General features: G+C 32.6%; 19 protein-coding genes and 1 other RNA gene. 7 read left to right on the plus strand and 13 right to left on the minus strand.

All coding sequences use genetic code 11. The features are described 5' to 3' along the window. The first annotated feature begins 68 nt into the window (after positions 1 to 68). From purU to DK442_RS17750, 3 genes are all read left to right on the plus strand, one after another. Positions 69 to 923, plus strand: a complete 855-nt coding sequence (gene purU / locus DK442_RS17740) for a formyltetrahydrofolate deformylase (protein ID WP_109437237.1) — start codon at positions 69 to 71, stop codon at positions 921 to 923. A 61-nt stretch (positions 924 to 984) separates the two neighbouring features. Then, a complete protein-coding gene (locus tag DK442_RS17745; protein ID WP_109437238.1) occupies positions 985 to 1,695 on the plus strand; it encodes a DUF4197 domain-containing protein in 711 nt (236 codons plus the stop codon). Between the two features lie 155 nt (positions 1,696 to 1,850). After that, complete coding sequence (locus tag DK442_RS17750) at positions 1,851 to 2,021, plus strand: Lacal_2735 family protein (protein ID WP_109437239.1); 171 nt, start codon at positions 1,851 to 1,853, stop codon at positions 2,019 to 2,021. A 10-nt stretch (positions 2,022 to 2,031) separates the two neighbouring features. On the opposite strand, the gene DK442_RS17755 is transcribed toward DK442_RS17750, so the two are convergent. From DK442_RS17755 to DK442_RS17770, 4 genes are all read right to left on the minus strand, one after another. Beyond that, positions 2,032 to 2,811: an alpha/beta fold hydrolase gene (locus DK442_RS17755; RefSeq protein WP_109437240.1), complete on the minus strand. Its 780-nt coding sequence runs from the start codon at positions 2,809 to 2,811 to the stop codon at positions 2,032 to 2,034. Positions 2,812 to 2,960: 149 nt separating this feature from the next. Beyond that, positions 2,961 to 3,743 (minus strand): ABC transporter substrate-binding protein, encoded by a 783-nt coding sequence (locus DK442_RS17760; protein WP_109437241.1) that lies wholly within the window; start codon positions 3,741 to 3,743, stop codon positions 2,961 to 2,963. 311 nt (positions 3,744 to 4,054) lie between these two features. Continuing rightward, positions 4,055 to 4,876 (minus strand): orotidine-5'-phosphate decarboxylase, encoded by an 822-nt coding sequence (gene pyrF / locus DK442_RS17765; RefSeq protein WP_109437242.1) that lies wholly within the window; start codon positions 4,874 to 4,876, stop codon positions 4,055 to 4,057. A gap of 29 nt (positions 4,877 to 4,905) precedes the next feature. Then, positions 4,906 to 6,114, minus strand: a complete 1,209-nt coding sequence (locus DK442_RS17770; RefSeq protein WP_109437243.1) for an NAD(P)-dependent oxidoreductase — start codon at positions 6,112 to 6,114, stop codon at positions 4,906 to 4,908. A gap of 150 nt (positions 6,115 to 6,264) precedes the next feature. Here DK442_RS17770 and ssrA point away from each other — a divergent pair. Continuing rightward, positions 6,265 to 6,663: a transfer-messenger RNA gene (gene ssrA, locus DK442_RS17775) on the plus strand. Positions 6,664 to 7,400: 737 nt separating this feature from the next. On the opposite strand, the gene DK442_RS17780 is transcribed toward ssrA, so the two are convergent. Together DK442_RS17780 and DK442_RS17785 are read right to left on the minus strand one after the other, a co-directional pair. Then, positions 7,401 to 8,246, minus strand: coding sequence for a T9SS type A sorting domain-containing protein (locus tag DK442_RS17780; RefSeq protein WP_109437244.1), 846 nt, complete (start codon positions 8,244 to 8,246; stop codon positions 7,401 to 7,403). 784 nt (positions 8,247 to 9,030) lie between these two features. Then, a complete protein-coding gene (locus DK442_RS17785) occupies positions 9,031 to 10,134 on the minus strand; it encodes a hypothetical protein (RefSeq protein WP_160114243.1) in 1,104 nt (367 codons plus the stop codon). A gap of 944 nt (positions 10,135 to 11,078) precedes the next feature. On the opposite strand from DK442_RS17785, the gene DK442_RS17790 reads away from it, so the two are divergent. Continuing rightward, entirely contained in the window at positions 11,079 to 11,705 is a 627-nt protein-coding gene (locus DK442_RS17790) for a hypothetical protein (protein ID WP_160114244.1), read from the plus strand. A gap of 95 nt (positions 11,706 to 11,800) precedes the next feature. Here the strand turns inward: DK442_RS17790 and DK442_RS17795 are convergent, their stop codons facing one another. The 5 genes from DK442_RS17795 to DK442_RS17815 all read right to left on the minus strand — a co-directional run bounded on the left by DK442_RS17795 (position 11,801) and on the right by DK442_RS17815 (position 16,301). Next, the gene (locus DK442_RS17795) at positions 11,801 to 12,670 is read right to left on the minus strand and encodes a helix-turn-helix domain-containing protein (protein WP_109437247.1); all 870 of its coding nucleotides are present in this window, start codon (positions 12,668 to 12,670) and stop codon (positions 11,801 to 11,803) included. A 16-nt stretch (positions 12,671 to 12,686) separates the two neighbouring features. Then, on the minus strand, positions 12,687 to 14,255 hold the full coding sequence (locus tag DK442_RS17800; RefSeq protein ID WP_109437248.1) for an HAD-IA family hydrolase: 1,569 nt from the start codon (positions 14,253 to 14,255) through the stop codon (positions 12,687 to 12,689). 101 nt (positions 14,256 to 14,356) lie between these two features. Continuing rightward, positions 14,357 to 15,226 (minus strand): polyprenyl synthetase family protein, encoded by an 870-nt coding sequence (locus DK442_RS17805; RefSeq protein WP_109437249.1) that lies wholly within the window; start codon positions 15,224 to 15,226, stop codon positions 14,357 to 14,359. Between the two features lie 305 nt (positions 15,227 to 15,531). Further along, a complete protein-coding gene (locus tag DK442_RS17810; RefSeq protein WP_109437250.1) occupies positions 15,532 to 15,924 on the minus strand; it encodes a hypothetical protein in 393 nt (130 codons plus the stop codon). After that, the gene (locus DK442_RS17815; RefSeq protein ID WP_109437251.1) at positions 15,921 to 16,301 is read right to left on the minus strand and encodes a hypothetical protein; all 381 of its coding nucleotides are present in this window, start codon (positions 16,299 to 16,301) and stop codon (positions 15,921 to 15,923) included. The genes DK442_RS17810 and DK442_RS17815 overlap by 4 nt, the downstream gene beginning before the upstream one ends. 388 nt (positions 16,302 to 16,689) lie before the next feature. On the opposite strand from DK442_RS17815, the gene DK442_RS28275 reads away from it, so the two are divergent. Next, positions 16,690 to 16,833, plus strand: coding sequence for a hypothetical protein (locus DK442_RS28275; protein WP_160114245.1), 144 nt, complete (start codon positions 16,690 to 16,692; stop codon positions 16,831 to 16,833). A gap of 183 nt (positions 16,834 to 17,016) precedes the next feature. On the opposite strand, the gene DK442_RS28280 is transcribed toward DK442_RS28275, so the two are convergent. Beyond that, entirely contained in the window at positions 17,017 to 17,187 is a 171-nt protein-coding gene (locus DK442_RS28280) for a hypothetical protein (protein WP_160114246.1), read from the minus strand. A gap of 382 nt (positions 17,188 to 17,569) precedes the next feature. Next, on the minus strand, positions 17,570 to 18,481 hold the full coding sequence (locus DK442_RS28795) for a leucine-rich repeat domain-containing protein (protein ID WP_109437252.1): 912 nt from the start codon (positions 18,479 to 18,481) through the stop codon (positions 17,570 to 17,572). An 866-nt stretch (positions 18,482 to 19,347) separates the two neighbouring features. On the opposite strand from DK442_RS28795, the gene DK442_RS17825 reads away from it, so the two are divergent. Next, entirely contained in the window at positions 19,348 to 19,974 is a 627-nt protein-coding gene (locus tag DK442_RS17825) for a putative quinol monooxygenase (RefSeq protein ID WP_109437253.1), read from the plus strand. The last annotated feature ends 361 nt before the right edge of the window (positions 19,975 to 20,335 follow it).

Consider the following 20,335-nt stretch of genomic DNA (forward strand, 5'->3'; position numbering starts at 1 on the left):
TTGGATAAAATGTTTGTAGAAATAGCCTCAATAATAGTAAGTTTATCATCAGAAAAAAACCAAACTTCATGAAAGAAACCACTTTATTGATCAACTGCCCCGACAAAAAAGGAATCATCGCTACTGTAACCAATTTCATTCTGTCAAAAAAGGGGAACACAATATATATAGAGCAACATGTCGATCGTGAGTTAAAGGAGTTTTTTATGCGGCTAGAATGTGAGTTTGATCAAGACGAAGAAAAATTAGCTTTATTTAAAGAATTATTTAATACTCATGTTGCAAAAAACTATAATATGCATTGGGAAATGTATAATACAGAAAAAAAGCCTAAAATGGCTCTTTTTGTTTCTAAATACGATCATTGCCTTTATGATATTTTAGGAAGGCATGCTTCGGGTGAGTTAAAAGTAAAGATTCCCATTATTATAAGTAATCATAATGATCTTGCTCCTATAGCAAAAGCTTTTAATATTCCTTTTAAACATATTCCGGTTACTAAAGCTACCAAAGAAGAAGCAGAAGCACAACAGTTAGAAATTCTTAGAGAGCATAAAATTGACTTTATAGTTCTTGCCAGATATATGCAGATTCTCTCTGCTAATTTTGTGGATCAGTTTACTCATAAGATCATAAACATACATCATTCTTTCTTACCTGCATTCCCGGGGGCTAAACCTTATCATTCGGCTTATGAAAGAGGTGTAAAGATTATTGGTGCTACCAGTCACTATGTGACTTCAGATCTTGATGAAGGTCCAATTATCGAACAAGAGATCGTTCGTGTATCACATATTCATAACGTACAGGATTTTATTCTAAAAGGTCGCGATCTCGAAAAAATTGTATTATCACGAGCGATTAAACATCATATTGAAAGAAAGGTTTTAGTTTATAATAACAAAACAGTTATTTTTTCATAGTTATTATTTAAATTAGTCCCATCTAGTACAACACTATGTTAACCCCATAACTCGATCATCTATGAAAAAGTCTATTGCTTTACTGTGTATCTTTATATTATCAAGCTGTGCAGAACTACAGCAAGTTGTAAATAGCCTTCCCCAAACCACTGGAGGTTTTGGAATAAGTAATATCGATATTGCCAATGGACTGAGAGAAGCTTTGGATAACGGAATCGACAAACAAGTTGCTAAACTTACATTAAAAGATGGTTTTTACAGAAATCAACTGGTAAAGATCTTACTTCCTCAAGAATTACGAAAGGTAGACAAAACATTAAGAGATGTTGGATTAAGTAAACTTGCTGATGAAGGGCTAAAAGTACTCAACCGAGCCGCAGAAGACGCTGTAAAAGAAGCTACACCTATATTTGTAAATGCAGTAAAACAAATTACATTTACAGATGCAAAACAAATTCTTCTTGGGAATGACAATGCTGCAACTTCATATCTAAAAAATAGAACTCGAAGTCAACTTTACCAAAAGTTCAACCCGGTAATTAACAAATCATTCTCTAAAGTAGGTGCTGATAAAATCTGGTCCAGTATTATCCAAAAATACAATGCGATACCATTAACAAATAATGTTAATCCTGATTTAACAGATTATGTTACAAACGAAGCTCTTAAAGGAGTGTATACTATGATCGCTGTCGAAGAAAAAGATATTAGAACCAAGCTTAGTTCCAGAACAACAGATTTATTGAAAAAAGTATTTGCTTTACAGGACTAATACCTGTCCCAAATTATAAAAATATTCAAAGATTAAACAAGAGTTAAAGTACACTTATCTAGATTTATCACAACTTTAGATAATGTTAACTCATAATTAAGAATGATGTTTTTTATTAACCGGTACTTTTGTAGCAAATATTAAGAGAACAAAAAATGTTTGCCTGGTTTAGAAATAAAAATGAATTACAAAAATTACAAAGTAATTATTGTAAACTAATGAAGAGTTCATATAAATTGGCACTCAAAGATAAATCCAAGAGTGATGAATTACATGAAAAAGCGGATAGAATTATGGCACAAATAAAACAAATTGAAGGGCAATAGCAGAGGTTGTTTAAAACTGACCAATAAACGCTATGGATTCTTTATTAAATACTTCTGGTTGTTCTACATTTACTACATGACCCGAATTTTTAATTACCAGTAATTCTGAAAATTTATGAACTGATACTACTTTTTTTATAGTAGGCAAGAAAAGATGATCTTCTTCTCCCATCATATAGAGTGTTCGAATATTAATGTCTTTGGCTCTAAAGAAGCGTAATAATGGATTAATCTCAGAAGTTAACCTAAACCAACGAATAAATTCTTTTTGATATAATTTTTTTGCTTCATTAGCAAACAATAACCTGGATTGTTTATGATTCTTTTTAGGCATGATGATAAAAGCAAATAACTTATATAACATCATGTATGGAACTACAGATTTGAATACAACTCCTAATCGCATCAAAACCTGAGACCTGAAATTTAATTTCATAATTGCTCCACCCATAATCATACTGGATACAAGATCAGGATATTTTTCTGCTAAATTTCTTATCAATATTGTTCCTAAGGAGATACCAACAAAATGGGATTTCTCAATTTTTTCTTTCTCAATAACCTCAACAATATCTTCTGTTATCGAATCAAAAGTATATTTAGAATTAAAAGCGTCTTTAAGAACCGGTTTAGAATTACCATGTCCTCTAAGATCTAATAATAATATATTGAAATGTTTTCTAAATTCTCGTACTTGCTTAAACCAAATAGAAGAACTACCTCCTGCTCCATGAACAAAAGTTACCCATACCTTACTTTTAGGATGTTTGTATACTGAATAATTAAGCAATAAGTATATTTTTTAAAAGCATCAAAAGTATGAACTTATTTTATATAATAGGTGTACATATCCAAAATAAAGCATCAAATCTTACTTAATCTTAACAATCTATACAGAAATGTTCACCTCTTTGACTCTAATTTATCTGAAAAAACAGGTTAATGAAGCGTCTTGAAATATGAAAATGCATCTGCCAAACGAGAACCATACCATGAAAAATATTCTCCGTCTACAAGAATAACTTTAGCATCAGGAGAAATGGCTTTTATCTCTTTTATATGTTTTTTTGAAAAAGGAAAAGGTTCTGATGATAATAAAATCATATCTAAATCTTTAATTTTGCTTAGCTTTTCTTCAGAAATTTCGGGATAACGATCTTCATCGCCAAAAACATTAATAAAACCATTAACACTAAGCATATAATCGACAAATGTAGTATTACCTACAGCCATCCAGGGTTTTCTCCATATAAAATACGCTACGCGTTTTTGGGGTTTATTTTTTATAAAATCGTCAAAAGATACTTTCTGGATATTTATACTAGAGGTAAGTTGATCAGCTTCTGTTTTTTTATCAAAAATCTCTCCATAGTGTCTAATCATTTCTAAAGCCTCTGACACAGAATAAATATCTGAAACATGAACAGGATATTCGTCTTCTAATGCCTCTACAATTTCTTTTGTATTTTCTTCTTTATTGCATAGGATAATATCTGGGTTCAATTTTTTAATTTTTTCAAAATTAACCTTTTTGGTACCTCCAACAATGGTCTTCTGATTTCTTATGGATACAGGGTGCACACAAAATTTTGTTACTCCGACAATATTATCTAATAATCCCAAAGAAACTAACAGTTCTGTTTGAGAAGGAACCAAAGAAATTATTCTCTTTGGAGTATCCAAGAGTTCTATTTTTCTCCCTAGTTGATCTATATAAATCATATCCAAATATTCTTAAACGTAATATAAACAAATCATAAAAAAAGATTAAATACTTAATTACTAGATAATTAAAATAGGTTTTTAGTTCCAAATTCCCTATCTTAGAGAAGATTAATAATTAAAATTTTGGGGCTATGAATTCAATATTACCAAACATTATCTTTTATGGTATAATGCCATTTTTCATTGTTTTTATTGCATATGGATTATTTGGATATGCCAAACAAGTGTTTAACGCAAATAGACGTTAGTTCTATACATTGAAAAAGGAACAAGAATTTTCATATTCATATCCATCTTGTTCCTTTTTTTTATTTTGTGGTATTTAGAATTTCTTGCATCTGTTTTTGTAGTTCACTTGCTTTATTTGCCGCAGCTTTATCATAATCCATTCCATTTGAAGCATAAATAATTCCTCTAGATGAATTCACTAATAATCCTACCTGATTATTTAATCCATGTTTACAAACTTCTTGCAAATTTCCTCCTTGCGCTCCCACTCCTGGAACTAATAAAAAGCTTTCAGGAATAATTTTTCTTATGTCAGACAAATATTCTGCCTTGGTAGCACCTACTACATACATTAAATTTTCAGAATTCTCATAGGATTTAGAAACTTCCAGAACTTGTTTATACAGTTCTTTCCCCTCAACATCTTTTGTCTGAAAATCAAAAGCTCCCTGATTAGAGGTTAATGCCAAAAGTATCGTATGTTTATTCTCAAAAGCCAGAAACGGCTCCACAGAATCCTTACCCATATAAGGAGCAATAGTTATAGAATCAAACTCTAAGTCCTCAAAGAAAGCTTTAGCATACATCGTACTTGTGTTTCCAATATCGCCTCGTTTGGCGTCTGCTATTGTAAAAACTTCTGGATAATTTTCATTTAGATAAGTAATGGTCTTTTCTAGAGATTTCCACCCCTTGATACCATAAGCTTCATAAAAAGCTATATTAGGTTTATAGGCCACGGCAAGGTGATGAGTAGCATCTATAATTGCTTTATTAAACTCAAAAATAGGGTCTTCTTTTTCTAATATATGCTTCGGAATTTTATTTAGATCCACGTCCAAACCAATACATAAAAACGATTTCTTCTTGTGTATTTGCGCTACAAGTTCCTGAGTTGTCATATCTCTGTATTAAATCAATTTATTTATTATTACTCTTTACCATCTACATAGTCCTGAAGATAACTATATCTTTTGGTCAATCTCCCTCTTTGAGTCATTCTTGCTCTTTCCAGAATCCCATCTTTATCTTCATTAAAAAATGCAGGGATTACCGAGGTCAAAAACATTTCCCCAAATCCTTCACTAGCATCCTTAGGCAATTCACAAGGTAAATTATCAACTGCCATTACCGTTATTGCTTTTGGATCTTTATAATCAATTTCTGTTTCTGTTTCTGGATCGTATCCATAAATAGGGTCTGCTATTGTAGAGGATCTAATTGTACTTGCTACAGGGCCATCTATATCACAGGATATATCTGCCACTAATTTGATATTAAAATCTCTGGATTTTGCATCATCTCTGGTAAAAATAAAAGGAGCTCCATCACCATAAAAATGACCCGCTATATACATATCGCTTACTTTTGCAAATCGCATAAAGTCTCCTTCATATTCTCCCGGGTTTTTATAAAAATCATTCTTATCCAGAATTTTTCCATCTTTTCGTTTACTATAATCTAAAACATCAATCTGTACATATACCGGTTCATCAAAGATTGTATCAAGGTATTCTTCTACTGTAACCTGTCTGATGTTCATTGCCTCCAAAATCTCTTTAGCTCCTCCTCCTACTTTACCATTCCCTGTAAGTACTATTTTTATGTTTGGAAGCTTAATTTTGGATAATTCTAATTCTAATGCTTTTTGGTCACTCAAGGTTTCTGCTTTAGGAAGAGTAAACGTATTATATTTAAGTCCCCAAGCTCTAAACCCATTATATGCACCAACAATTCCTGCATATTTCCCAAAACCGATCAATCTAAATCCATTTTGACCAACGATTACTTCATGATCATACAGTTCAATATTTTTTTTAAGAATAGCATTAAGAAGATCCCTATTATAAGGTTGTTTTTTGATCGTATGCGAAAAGAAAAAATACTTTTTATTAGGGATCAAGGCAGAAATTGGTACTTCTTTGACTCCTAGCAACACGTCACAATCAGAAAGATCTTCAGAAACCGTAAAACCAGCCTCTGTATATGATTCATCTTTAAAAATTCTGACATCAGAATGTTCTACATTAAAAGAAGCTTTGGGAAACTTACTCACTACTGATCTTAAGCCATTTGGAGAGAAAACTACACGACGATCTGGCGGATTTTTTCGTTCTTTGATAATACCGAACTTGGTCATATGTAATTGGTATGTTTTTTGTGATTTAAAATTGCGGCTAAAGATATGACAATTATACGTATCTTTGCCGACCTTTGATTTTTTAATCAAATTATAAACAGTAGACAGATATTGTTTATATATGATGATCAAATTAAAGCAAATGCTATTGGGGTCGACTGGTTTTGACAGCGAGACTAATAGGATAGTAAGCATGCCGAGCTATGAAGTTAATGCTCGTAAATATCTATTTCACTTTTTTAAACGGCGAGAATAACTACGCCCTAGCTGCATAATCTGAATTTTAGTAGGATAGTGCCTCGGTTCACAAGGTGAACAAGCAGGATACCTCTCAAGAGCCTTGGTTTACGGCGATTGATTATGGGGTATCGTAAAAGTAAACCTAGAAATTATAGGATCTTGATATAATTTCGAAATTTAATTGAGAATAAGCGATAAGTTGGCGGTTTTTGGTCTTTCTTATCGACGAAAATTAAACAAAAACTAAGCATGTAGAAAGCTGTTGTATTACTTGTTTGGACGAGGGTTCGAATCCCTCCGACTCCACTAAGAATTGATCAAATTCCTTCAAAAGCCTATAAGTATATTATTTATGGGCTTTTTACATTCCTAGCAGATAAACTAATTCTTTTAAATAGAAAACTTAAAAACCAAAGGCATTCTTTACAATACTTGCTTATATGTTCCTTCTGCAACTAATAACAATATCAAATTCTCTATCTTCTTTTTCTAAGTTAGTTATGAAGTTTTCCAATTTAGAAACAAAATCTTGAATATTTTGTATTTCATCAATACCATCAAAAATAAATATGGTATTATCAATAATTCTTAGTTAGCATATGCTTGCATGACAAAGATGTTGTTAAACTAAGATATCCTGATGCTTAACTTGTACTTGACGGGAACGTTGAAATTGGAAAATAAAATCAAAAGAAATGATCCACTATTAAAGGCTAAAATTTGATAAGCCACATAGTCACTTCAATTGCGTACTTGTCAAAACATCAGGTATCTTAGTTAGGGATACACAAACTCAACTTGAGAAAATTTTTACCGTTCGATAGAGTTTAAGGACTTATCACAGTATAATATTATTAATAATACATTTTTACAGGATCGTTATGATCCAAATGTGTCGCTTCTAAAGAATGTTTACCTTTTTATTTCTAATGTCTAATGGGAGTATTGGAAATTTATTATCTCCTAAATCAGATTTACTATATTCAAGATCGAGATATTAAAGTTTTGTACTCCCAAAGAAGATTTCTTATCCACTTCTTCTATCCTTAAATCTTATTTATAATTATTCGTTTAACCACTTTGACCCCTGTTTTAGTTGCTATTTCCAGTATATACATACCATTATATAAGCCACTTACATCTATTAGCAAGTTTCGTGACGAATACACTTGAACACCAAACGTATTGTATATATTTACTTTCTGTAATTTTTCTCCTTCTCTTAACTGAATATGAATTTTGTCTTGCGCTGGGTTGGGATAGACTGTAAAATCACCGGGCTCATTCGTATCACCTGAAGGCTGTAACACACTTACAGTGATTGGTTTAAACCCCCACCTGCTATCATGGTTTTTATATAAACTTCTGTCATTTAAGAGAACTATCAAGTTCATTTCGTCTCGGTAATTTTCTACAAACTCATTAATGCTTCTCTTTTTAACTTCAAAAAAGGGGCGACTATTGGCCTCTACCAGCACAGTAGTATAATTTGGATTATCCAAAAAAGACCAAAGCCCGACACCTTCCATTTTTTTTGGTATGGTTATCCGCTCCAATTGGTTCCAACCAAAAGCATTACTCCCAATACTTCTCACATTATTTGGTATAATAACGCTCTCCACCAATTCTCCTTTTTGAAAAGCATTTCTCCCAATATGAGTTAACGTATATTCTATACCATTACTAACCACTGTTTCGGGAATATTTACACTAGTAGCTGTACCTGTATAGTCCACAACCATTACTTCAGCTGAAGAAATAATCTCATATCTTATGTCACCAACAGTAAAGCTTTGTGCATAAGTGACCAACATTAAAAACAAAGAAAAAATAACGAGACTCCATTTATTTTTAGATTGTAATTGGTTTTTAATAACTTCTTCAGTATTCATTTCTGATGCATTTTTTCTTATTAATTAACAGCATTATGATTACGAATAAATGGTGTTTACCTATACTAATACCACTACATCTAACGGGTATATTGTATTGTTTTTATTAAGTGGTATGTAAGTTGCCCTTAAACACCCCAACTCTTGCCTAAACAATCATTTATTTTCAATAAGTCAGAATGTTATCGAAGCAACTTACCTTCTACAATTTAACATACCGTCTTTAACTATTTACACCATATATTAGAATGCTCTTTAAACTTGTATACATATAGTATATTTGGTATTGTGTTTTGTTTCTTATCAGCGTTTTTTTCATCGGCCACCTAAACGCATCGTGAGGTATTATTTTGACTTAAAAGTAACTCCTGATTGTATTTCATACTTTTTGCTTTATATATTTTTCCAACTGGAAATTCCAATGTAAATTAGATTTAGTATCCCAAATAAAATGTATATCATCTGCACAAACACAATCAAGTACAACAGATATGATACTTTTAATATGTTAACTGGTTTTTGCAACACTTTGAACAATGACATCGTAAAGACATCTTTTTTTACCATCTTTTTTACCATCTTTTTACATTTTTTAAAATTTATTTATTTCAGGTATAATACCATTTAGTGGTATACAGGCTGCTCACCAAAAAGGTTTCAATCCAAACTCATCAAAACAAATTTCCCATTACTATATTACTGCCATTGCCCCATGTTTAAAGTAATACGAAAGGAGTTGAGGGAGCAACCTATACTTCCACTATATAGACAACATTTTTAATTTCTATATTCTAATATTTGTGTACCTCCTCCATAGATTGGAACTCTTTTCAAATTTATACACACGTATATAGCTTATTATAGGTACTTGTTTATTCCTATTTCCCCATTTTTCCAAGGCTCCTATAAGAGTAATAGTATCGTCATTACTCAAGCTCATATTATTAAAACCTGATAGATTATACCCTGCTATTCTATCATCTATATCTGCACCTTGTTGTACCCAGCGATTAGACGTATTGCGGTACGTCCTCACATACCCATACCTCTTCTCTTTACTATTGTTGTATGAAGCTATTGAAATGGCAGCACCATTATCAGATAAGCTGATATTCCACCCTGAAAAATTATCTGTTGGTAATCCAACGATATCTTTACCTATTTGTTCCCAAAGCCCCGATACGTTTTGATAAACACTTACGTAACCCGATGAAATCCCACCCTGGTGAGCTCCTATAGCAACTATTTGACCATCACTCGATAAACTCACGCTTGCCCCAAAATAATCTCTTACTGCTTTTCCATTTATATCTTCACCTATCTGAGACCATTTTCCTGATGTATTTCTGTACACACGTACATGACCAGAATGTTTACCATTACCACTGTTAAGTACTGCTCCTATTGCCAGCGTAGTACCGTCTTGAGATAAGCTTACACTATAACCAGACCAGTCACCTTGCATCTCGCCATCGATATCTCCTCCTACTTGTTCCCAAACTTCTGCATTATTCTTATACACGCGTACATGTCCTGAATTTTCACCGTTACACCCATTGTTACGCTTAGCTCCAACAGCCACCGTAGTACCGTTTCCTGATAAACTCACACTATAGCCCGACCAATCCCCTATTGCCTCGCCGTTGATATCATTTCCTATTTGACTCCAAGCTCCTGATTTTTTTTTGTATATGCGTACACATCCGGATTTGGTATTGTTGTAATTAGCTTGATGTGTTCCTACAGCCAAGATGGTTTCATCATCGGATAAACTCACACTGTAAGCTGACAAATCAACTACCGATTTGTTTATATTTCTGCCTATTTGAGCCTGAGCATAGCTAGCTAAATTTAGTATCCCAAAAAGAATGGCCGTATGTTTCTTCAATTGTATCAATTCTTATCAATTTTGAGACGAAGATTCACCGTATTTAGCTACCCTAATAAAAAAAGTGCTGAAGTATGTTAAAATGAGGACTAAAAATCTATTTTATGGGACTTTAAAAACTTTTTTGAGCAGTTTTAATGGGTTTTGAGATAACTTATTTAATATTGATTTTCTTTAATAAGATTGTCATACTTCGACACTGCTAATTACGGGCTATCAGTGCTTTTAACTATAACGACTAAACCTATAAGGTTCTTCGCTGCACTTCAATATTGTTCACTGACCATGCTCTGAATAGTGTTCTAATTTGATTGTATTACAGAATTTAATAGAGATTAGTAGCGATTTTCTATACTTTCAACATGCTAAGTGTATTCTTCTCATTACTCTTATGGATAAATCATTTTTAATTTTCATTTTCTTTACTGGTCTAAAGAAAACGAACCAAAAGAAAAGACGCCCCTCTCGGAAAGATTATTTCTTTTGATATGTTCAAGAAGAATTAACCCAAAAACCTCATCAAAACTACACTTCTGGGTTTCGAAGTTTTCTACTTTATCCATATGACAGATCTGGGACTGCCTTATGGTATATTCTTAACGATTAACTTTTACACTCACTTTTTTAGAATACACAAATTATGGTAACTAACCAGCATAGCATAATGAGTATTCATAAACAGATTACCAAAGTTACATCTACTTTGTAATGATATGTATTTTGTAATTACATCTACTAGTGATGTTGATACTTATTTATCCATGTAAAATTGTCCATGAATAAGTTACAGATATCCATTCCTAGATCTTCATATTAGTCACAAATTTGATCCGTAATTAAATATTAAACTTTTGCAAACAGGAATTCTATTAAAAACCGCAGCTTTAATCATGTTTTTAGGATTTTCTATTCAACTATTTTCTAAACTCAAAAACAGTAATATTATGAAGAACAAAAAAAAAGAAACCATGGGACTATTAGTAACCATGAAAGCCAAAGCTGGTAAAACGAAGGATGTTAAAGACTTCCTATTTGGCGGACTACCGCTAGTACTTCAGGAGTCTGAAACGGTATCTTGGTTTGCTTTTCAAATTGACAATAACACTTTTGGTATATATGATACTTTTGAAACTGAAACCGGGAGACAAGCCCATCTAAAAGGTGAGGTTGCAAAAGCCTTATTAGCTCATGCTGATGATTTATTAGAAAATTTTGATGCAAACACGAGCATTCAATTTGTTAATGTGATTGCCTCTAACCACAAATCTGGAACACAAAACAAAGGGTTCCTTGTTATTATGAACGCCAAAGCAGGAAAATCTGAAGCTGTAGAACATTTTCTGGAGACTGGTAGGCAATTGGTCGATAATGAACCTGAAACATTAGGATGGTATGGTTTTAAATTAGATGATACAACTTATGCTATATTTGATACTTTTACTAAAGATTCCGGAAGGGATACTCACCTAAATGGTAAAGTGGCCGCTGCTCTTATGGAAAATGCGCCTGTTATACTGAAGGATTTTAGCGCTACAGCTATCCAAAAGATAGATATTTTGGCTTCGAAGTAATAGCGTTTACCGTAGTAAAGGAGCATTTTAATTGATGCTCCTTTTTTGATATATAGATCCATAAATGTTCAAGCTTGTTGTATAACTACAAGAGGTCAGTTTGTATTTTTTTCAAGTTTAGCAAACCCAACTGTCTTTCGGTAAATATCTGGTGAAACACCTACTTTCTTTTTAAAAAATCTACTAAAATAAAATTCATCTTCATATCCCAAATTAGCTGCTATTTGCTTTACTGGTTTAGAGGTTAGATATAATTCTCTTTTGGCTGCTACTACAATTCTATGGGTTATTAAAGATGTAAGGGTTTGATTTAAATATTTTTTTACTATTGCTGCTAAAGTTCTAGAACTTACACATAGCATATCTGCATATTCTTGCGGGGCATGTAATCTAGCATAATTACTTTCTATAGCATTTACTAAATTTTGTAAGATTTCGGATTGTCGATCTGTAAATTGAAGCACTGAATCTTTATCAAATTTCTTTTTCTGTCTTACAGCTTCAATAAGAAATACTTTTAAAAAAGCCACTAATACCTCATGTTGCGCAATCGAATCTTTATTCATTTCTCTCGAAATTTGCTCCATAAGGCTAAAAAACAAAAACTCTTCTGCTATTTTAAAAAAAGGTAAGCCATGAAAATTACCAAAAAGTACTCCTTCTGTTTCTATTTCATTTTGATGGCGGTATGTACAAAAAAAATCGGGATGAAAATTTAAAATAAATCCTGAGCATTCTTTTTCCGAACTCAACATAAATGGTTGGTAAGGTGACAAGCAAATGATATGATTTTCCTTGAGTTGATATTCTGAGAAATCTACTTTCAAAGTAAAACTATTACTTCTTAACAAGATGATAGAGTAACAATTTTTTCTTTGCAAATGTTTAAACTGATCTAGGTTGCTGAACTGTTCTAACCTAAATGCTAATTCATTATTTTGCTTATTAATAATAGTCTGTACCATAAAACTTTGCTTAGTTTTAACTCAATAAATTTAAAGCTTCTAAGGCAAATGCCGTACTAAGCTCTCTACTTCCAAAATATGTATTAGACCTTGGTGCTATAAAAAGCCCATACACCGGCCAGCCTCCATCTGTCAATTGTGTATCTAATAATTTTAAAAAATCTACTCTATTCACAATTCCTAGCTTTTTTAACGCAATGATTCTTAATGCTCTTTCTAATGGAAACGTTGAACAATTTACCCGAGCTATAAGCATTTCTGTGAGTGGCTTATAAAATTTTTCAAATTTATCAGGAAAGTCAACTACTAGTCTAGAAAGAAAAAATAAAAAGACATCTGGGGCTGGGTAATATCGTGTACCTTTAAGGTATTCATTACTTATTAAAAAATTGAATACAAATGCCTCAGTTTCTTTTAACTCGTTTCTTTCTCCATACCCTATTTGGTGCATTAAATATAATACATTAATAGCAACTATAGCATCTATTCTTGGCCTATTGTTATCAAAATATACTTGAATAACACCTTCTACATTTCTATTATCTATCATTTGTTCTGCTACAGGTATAATACCCTCTCTATTCAGCTTGTTATGGTTTAATAGAAAAGATAACACCATGGATGTAGTGTCTAAATCATCTGGGAAATTTTCTGGCCTAGCTTCATTTTTGTAAAAACACCAACGCAATTTATTTTGTCCATCATGGTTAAGTATCTCCTGGCACATGGATTCTACTATATCATTTGGAAGTGATGTATACGAGTGTAAAATAACCGCTGTAGAAAATATTTCTTTGGAAAAATCTTCGCCTCCAATTAATTGCACGTTATTACTTACAAAACTCCTGCAAAAAGGAAATTTACGAAGCCTAAGGTTCAAATAGGCTTCTCCCAATGTCTTCTTCTTGCTTACTCCTGATGTTATAGTTTTAAGAGGTATAGGCCCATCACTTTCTATAGCGATATATTCAAAGTTATCTTTATTATATTTTAAGGTACTAATTCCAAAGTTTGCTGCTTCCTGCAGGTTTTCTGACTTATCATCTATAAAGATGGTGTTTTTGGGGTTTATCGAAGCGCTTGAAATAATATATTGAAAAATATCTGGGTTTGGCTTTCTAAGTTCCAACAAAGCCGATACGTATATCCCATTAAAATATTTCCAAAAATCAAAATGAGTATATAAATAGACAAAGGATTCTAAATCAACATTCGAAAGGCAGTATATCTTTTTTTCTTTTTCATGTAATGCTTTAAGCACCCCTAGCATAAACTCATTAACCTTTAAACTGCCTACACTTAACTCAAGCAGTTCTTTTAATTTGCTATAAGGGGTTTGTAATTCGCAACTCAACATTGAAAGGGCTAGCTCTCTATTAATTAAACCTTTTTCTAAATCCTGCCAAACGGGATGTTTGACCATTTTTCGTACATCATCTATTCCTTTTGTTTCTGATGTAAAGTGTATAGAATCCCAATTTAAAAGGACATCGCCTAAGTCAAAAATAATCGCATCATAGATATCTAAAGTTTGTGATAATTCTTGTAAATTGGTAATAAGTTCTGGGGTTAAAACTTCTTTCATGTTGTTTTGATTTATTAGTGAAACATATGACGAGAAATCCACCTTAGCTTTTTGTTCTAGAAAGCAATTAGGTAAGATGTGTGTTTACTTTCGAGATGGTATTATCGCTTCCTCTGAACTGTAAATCTTGCAAGTTCTTCTAAAACGGCTACATTTTCGTTCTCAAATTCATTTAAGTAAGCTATTGCTCTTTCTGATAATTTGTTGGCTTCGATTTGAGCATTTTCTACAGAACCAAAAAGTGATGGATAGGTTAGCTTATTTTCATCTGCTTGTTCTCCTGCTGGTTTACCCAATGATTCTGTTGTTTCAGTTTTACTAAGGATATCGTCTTTAGCTTGAAATGCAAGACCTAAATAATATCCATAATCTAATAGTTTATTTATTTTTTGTTCTGATAGTTTGCAAGAAATACACCCTCCTAAAATGGCTATCTGTATTAAAGCACTTGTTTTACCCGAATGTATAAATTGCAAGTGTTTTAATGATACCATATCTTCTGCCCACGATTCGGCATTTAAATCTGCACATTGCCCTTTATGCAACTGATCATTTAATTTTCGAAAAAGCTCTATGTCTTGACAATACTTATGAAATGGATACAATCCTTCTTCAAAGAGTCTTGAAGCGGCCAAAGTAGCTGTGTTGACATCATATTTCATATGACAAGTGGGCGCATTTCTTCTAATAGCATCATTGTCTTGAATATCGTCAATAATTAGGGTATAAGTATGAATAAACTCTACTGCTTTGGCAAATTCAAATGCTTGCTGTTTATTACCATTAAAGCCTTCTGATATCGCAAAAACAATGGCCGGTCTTATTCTTTTTCCTCCATTTCCCAAGTTTAGCATGTAATACATAGCTTCATTTGTAGATTCAAGCATATTAGTATCGGAGAATTTAATATCTCTAAAAGCTGTATCTATTTTTGTTTTAGTTCTTGTTAGAACATCCTGGAGTTTTTCCATTTTCTATATAGGTTTTTCGAGCTATAAATTGAAGGCGTTTAGCTGGTTTTAAACACTTCAACCTTTAATTTTTAACGCTATACACTTCATCTAAATTTTAGTGGCCTCGTTAAACAATTATTAAAATATTTGCGTGATTTGTTAATGTATTAAAAGTAGGGGTTCGAAAAAGTGAAAATTCAAGAAATACCAAACAAAAAGCGCTAACTGTAAATTAGTATAGCGCATAGGGTTAATTTAGTTCATCTAATCACCAAAACCTTCTAATTCTCTTAATTTATTATATTATTTAGGGTTAGTCGTTATCATTGCTTCTCTTTAAACAAATAACTATATTCAATCTTAATTTGAAAGGATAACAAGGCTAAATAAATTATGAGTTCTTTTTCTTTATCATCAACTTCTGTAGCGTTTAAAATTTCTGTGATCTTTGTAGAAATCGTTGAAGCTTCTTTTTGAATATCAATCAACAAAAAATCCTGTCTATCCAGCAATTGTAAATTGAATGCTCTCCTAAAGGCATTATGCCAATTATGAACGGAAAGTTTATCAAAAATATGTTTTTCCATATAACTATGCTTTCTATTATCATTAAACTCCAATTCTTTGGATATAGCTTCTTTATCTAACCCTTGATACATTAAACTCAAATAGATTAATTCCTTATCATTAAGTAGTTTTGATAGCGTATGTATCATTTTGAAGTAATTATCAAATGTTTTAAAGTAGATGTCACTGTATTATCAAAATCAAGCAAGGTATCCTGAGGAACTTTATATCCATAAGATATGCTTTTAAAATCCTGTATAATTTTTGATGCATACCCTAATGCTATTTTTTCTACTGTTGAGTCCACATAATCCAGTTTTTTCAATAAACCAAGTTCAAAAGCTTGTTGGATTAAATCTGCCCAATTTTTGGCCTTAAATTTCTTTTTTAGTGTACCTCTTACATAACATAAATCCTCCTTTCTAAGTGAGAGGAAATCTGCAATATATTGATCATCGAAATTAAGAACAGATAATCTTAAAAAGTACTTTTCCCTATTTGATAATGTGATTATATTACCCTCCATAGTTTATTTTTTCTTGAACTCTGTAGTACATCAAATATCAATTCTTTATCTAAAATATTCTAAAAAAAGTGGCGAAACTGCTTTAAAGTGGGACGAAGAAAGGTAGGAATGCAATTATTATCGTAGTCAATAATAAACCTGAACTCATTTCAGTACATCTATTAAGGGGATTCTAACCCAAACCACATTCTAATATCAAAAAAATCATGATAATGGGTTTGCTTCACCCTGGCTTCATAGACAGACACTTTATTTATCCCTAATATTTTGTTATTCATCCTATTATTTAAGAACTCAAGTACACTTTTTTGATTTTTTCGATAAACAGATTGTTATTTACTAAAAGGATATACGACAGGACCTGAATATCAAAAATTATTTTAAAAACATGAAAAATATTATTCAAAATCAACTAACCTATGAAGAGGAGCTAGAGGCAGAAAATCTAGTATCAAAATTAGAAACTATTTTTATTGATAAACTCTCCGCTCAAACCAAAAAAGAACGTCAGGATTACATTAGATTCTCTTGATAACTATTCACTAAGCCTATTACTCAACGCCTGCTTTTTATCTTTTTTAACACATTGATGGATTGCTTGATTACCCATTTGATATTCCAACTTATCAATGCCGACACAACTAAAATTATCGATATTATTAGAATTATAAGGATACTGGGGGATAGAACATTTTGGCTCAGATCTTCCATGATATTAGCGGTCATTTAGAGATCTGGCAAATGTCAATGGAACATAGTTGGTAACCACCACCAGTACCGAATTCCCATTTTGCAAACGTTCCATCATATGTTGTTTTCCGGTTCTTTTGGTTTCCCGGATACTTCTTTCGTTCATATAATATTTTGGTAATGTCTTTTTTTTCATTGTTACTTTATTCTCTTATAACACAGATTTGCATTGAATTATATTTTTAATTCTTTATTATTTAATAAACTTTACAAAAACCAAACAGCGCCAAAAGCTATTATTTGGATCAAAAAAGGCTGAATTGCAAAAAAAGCAAGTGAGGACTAAAGCAACGGTTTAGTTTCACAGTGTTTTTGGGTTCGATTGATCTATTGGCGCTTTAGACTGATTTAAACAACTGCTCAGTCCTTGAACAATTATCCGTCCTGTTTCCAGAGTCTACTAAATCCGTCAACCAATTCTTGAAAAACCTCTTGATTCTTTTGATCAAACGTGCCTTAAACATCCTACCTATCTGCAATCACTATTTTCTCAATTAAATCTTTACTTGTTTTAATTCTTATCCCGGCCCCAGCAGGTTAATATGTACCTTATCTCTTGTCAGGTTGGGGGAGATGATAAAGCAGTCATCTTCGGGCGCACCTATGACCGACGTGCTACCATCGGATATGGATTTAAACCCCGTCCATCCATTATCCAAATAAGCTTGTATTCTCCCAAGGGGCACTATAAGTTTTATTTGGTTACGAAGATCGGTGCCATTCAAATCTAGAAAGGTAGCTGTATGGAGTGTTGGTGGATCGGTGGGTTTTACCTCTACCGTGGCTAAGTTTGGGTTGTTCGCAAAAGTCGAATTCCCTGTATAGGTCACCGAGGCAGGTATGATGATCTTGGTCAAATCGTTGTCCCAAAAAGCATACATGCCAAAACTGGTCACATTTTTGGATATGGTTACCCTGGTTAATCGGTTATAGGCTAAAGCATACCGACCAATACTGGTCACACTATTGGGTATGATCACACCAGTCAATCTATTATCGTAAAAAGCATACCTGCCAATACTGATTACACTTTCGGGCAGGGTTACCTCTGTCAATCGATTATAGGCAAAAGAACTAGCCCCGATAACTGTCACATTGCTTGGACTTTCGAAGGTTACTTCGGTCAACTTGTCCGTGGAAACTTCTAGAGAGATCTGGTCACGACGATTAAAAGCATCTTCTCCAATAGCGGTAATGTCATAGATTTGATTTTTAAAAAAGATATTTTTGAGGATTGTCAAGTTGTGGGACCACGAAGCCCTAATGCCTCCAGACAGTCCCACAACCTCTACCGAATTGGGATTTTTAGAAGTAATTCTATATTTGATGCCATCAAAGCTAAATTCGTCCCCTACATTTTGGCCATAACCGGTAAGAACTGCCAATACTATAAAGATGGTAAGCATTATTAATTCTAATTGTTTTCTCATCTGATGGGTTTATTTTTATCCATTTTTAAAAAACATTCTAAAACAAAAAATAACCATACAGGAAAAATATCCAATAATTGATATCAAAACATTACCGTTATCAGAAAAACTTGCACTATATATGGATAAATCAACTATCTGCCTGTTGGTATTGGTATTTATTTGAAAACGAAAATTCCACTTATTTTGCAGATTTGATAAATAAAGTGCTGAAATGAATTGAAACTGGGACTGAAAAGGAATTTTATGGGACTTTACAAAATTATTTTTTGTGTCATTTTATTATACGTTAAGGTTGAAATAATTTGAAATTGAAAGCCTTGATATATTTTTAATTAAGATTCTTTCCTGGAGTTTAGCTTATTTACTAAGAACATGTATCACCAAAGTCCAAGGCAAAAAAATGGTTTTGTTTCTTTGTTCATAAAATGAAATAGTCTTGCTTATGATGCCTCGATGGCCCGTCTAGTCTTAGTTTGTTAACGCTTGCTTCATTTCATCTTTTAGGCAAAATTTACAGGACATTTTTTAGTTAAGTGCTGACTCTGTTTAAAGGTTAGAGTTCTATACCACAGTTCAAAATGCCTATGAATCTAGGTTAAATTGCATCAGTTTTTTTATGCACCACAGCGACTCTTTGGCAGATAAGTTTTGGGATTACCTACACTACGTATGCGTATTGTTGTTTTTGTAAAATCGTCCATGTATAAATTACAGATGTCCATTCCACAATCTTTAGAGTAGTTACAAATTTGCACAGTAACAAAATGATAAATTATTGAAAACAAAAATGCTATTAAAAGTAGTATTCCTAGTCTTCATTCTGGGATTTTCAATTATTTTCTAAATCAAAACACCATACTATTATGAAACACAGAAAGAAAGAAACAATTGGACTATTAGTAACTATGAAAGCCAAAGTTGGTAAAGAAAAGGAAGTTAAAGATTTTTTACTTAGTGGATTACCACTAGTACTTCAAGAGCCTGAAACGGTATCCTGGTTTGCTTTGCAGATAGACGACAGCACTTTTGGTATATATGATACTTTTGAAGTTGAAGCAGGTAGACAAGAGCATTTAACTGGTGAGGTTGCAATAGCATTATTAGCTCATGCCGATAATTTATTGGAAAGTTTTGATGTAAAAGTGAGTATTCGGCCGGTTAATGTGATTGCTTCTAACCATAAACCCGGAACTCAAAAAAAAGGATTGTTGGTTATTATGAATGCTAAAACAGGAAAATCTGAGGCTGTAGAAAATTTCCTTCAGACTGGAAAGCAACTGGTAGCAGACGAGCCCGAGACATTAGCATGGTATGCTCTTAAATTAGACGATACAACGTATGCTATATTTGACACTTTTGCCAATGACTCCGGAAGGGAGGCCCATCTAACCGGTAAAGTAGCCGCTGCACTTATGGAAAATGCTCCTGTTATGTTGAACGACTTTAAAGCCACAGCTATTCAAAAAGTAGATATTTTGGCTTCGAAATAATAGCTTTTACCATAGTTAGAAAAGGAGCATTTTAATTGATGCTCCTTTTTTGATATATAGATATATAAATATTCAAGCTTGTTGTATAACTACAAGAGGTCAGCTTGTATTTTTTTCAAGTTTAGCAAACTCAATTATTTTTTGATGCACATCTGGTGAAAGCGCCTATTTTCTTTTTAAAAACCTCTTTACTTTTCTTGTTAGTTACTGTCAACCGTTAGAGAAGCGAAAACATCAATAATTGACATATATCATTTTTGTTTCGTGGCCCAGCTCCGGTTCGTTATAATCTATAACACATACATAGGAGCCAACAGGAACCAGACTGCCTTTATGGGTGCAGTCCCAAGCATCACCCGGT

The organism is Aquimarina sp. AU119 (assembly GCF_900312735.1).
GTDB classification, from domain to species: domain Bacteria; phylum Bacteroidota; class Bacteroidia; order Flavobacteriales; family Flavobacteriaceae; genus Aquimarina; species Aquimarina algiphila.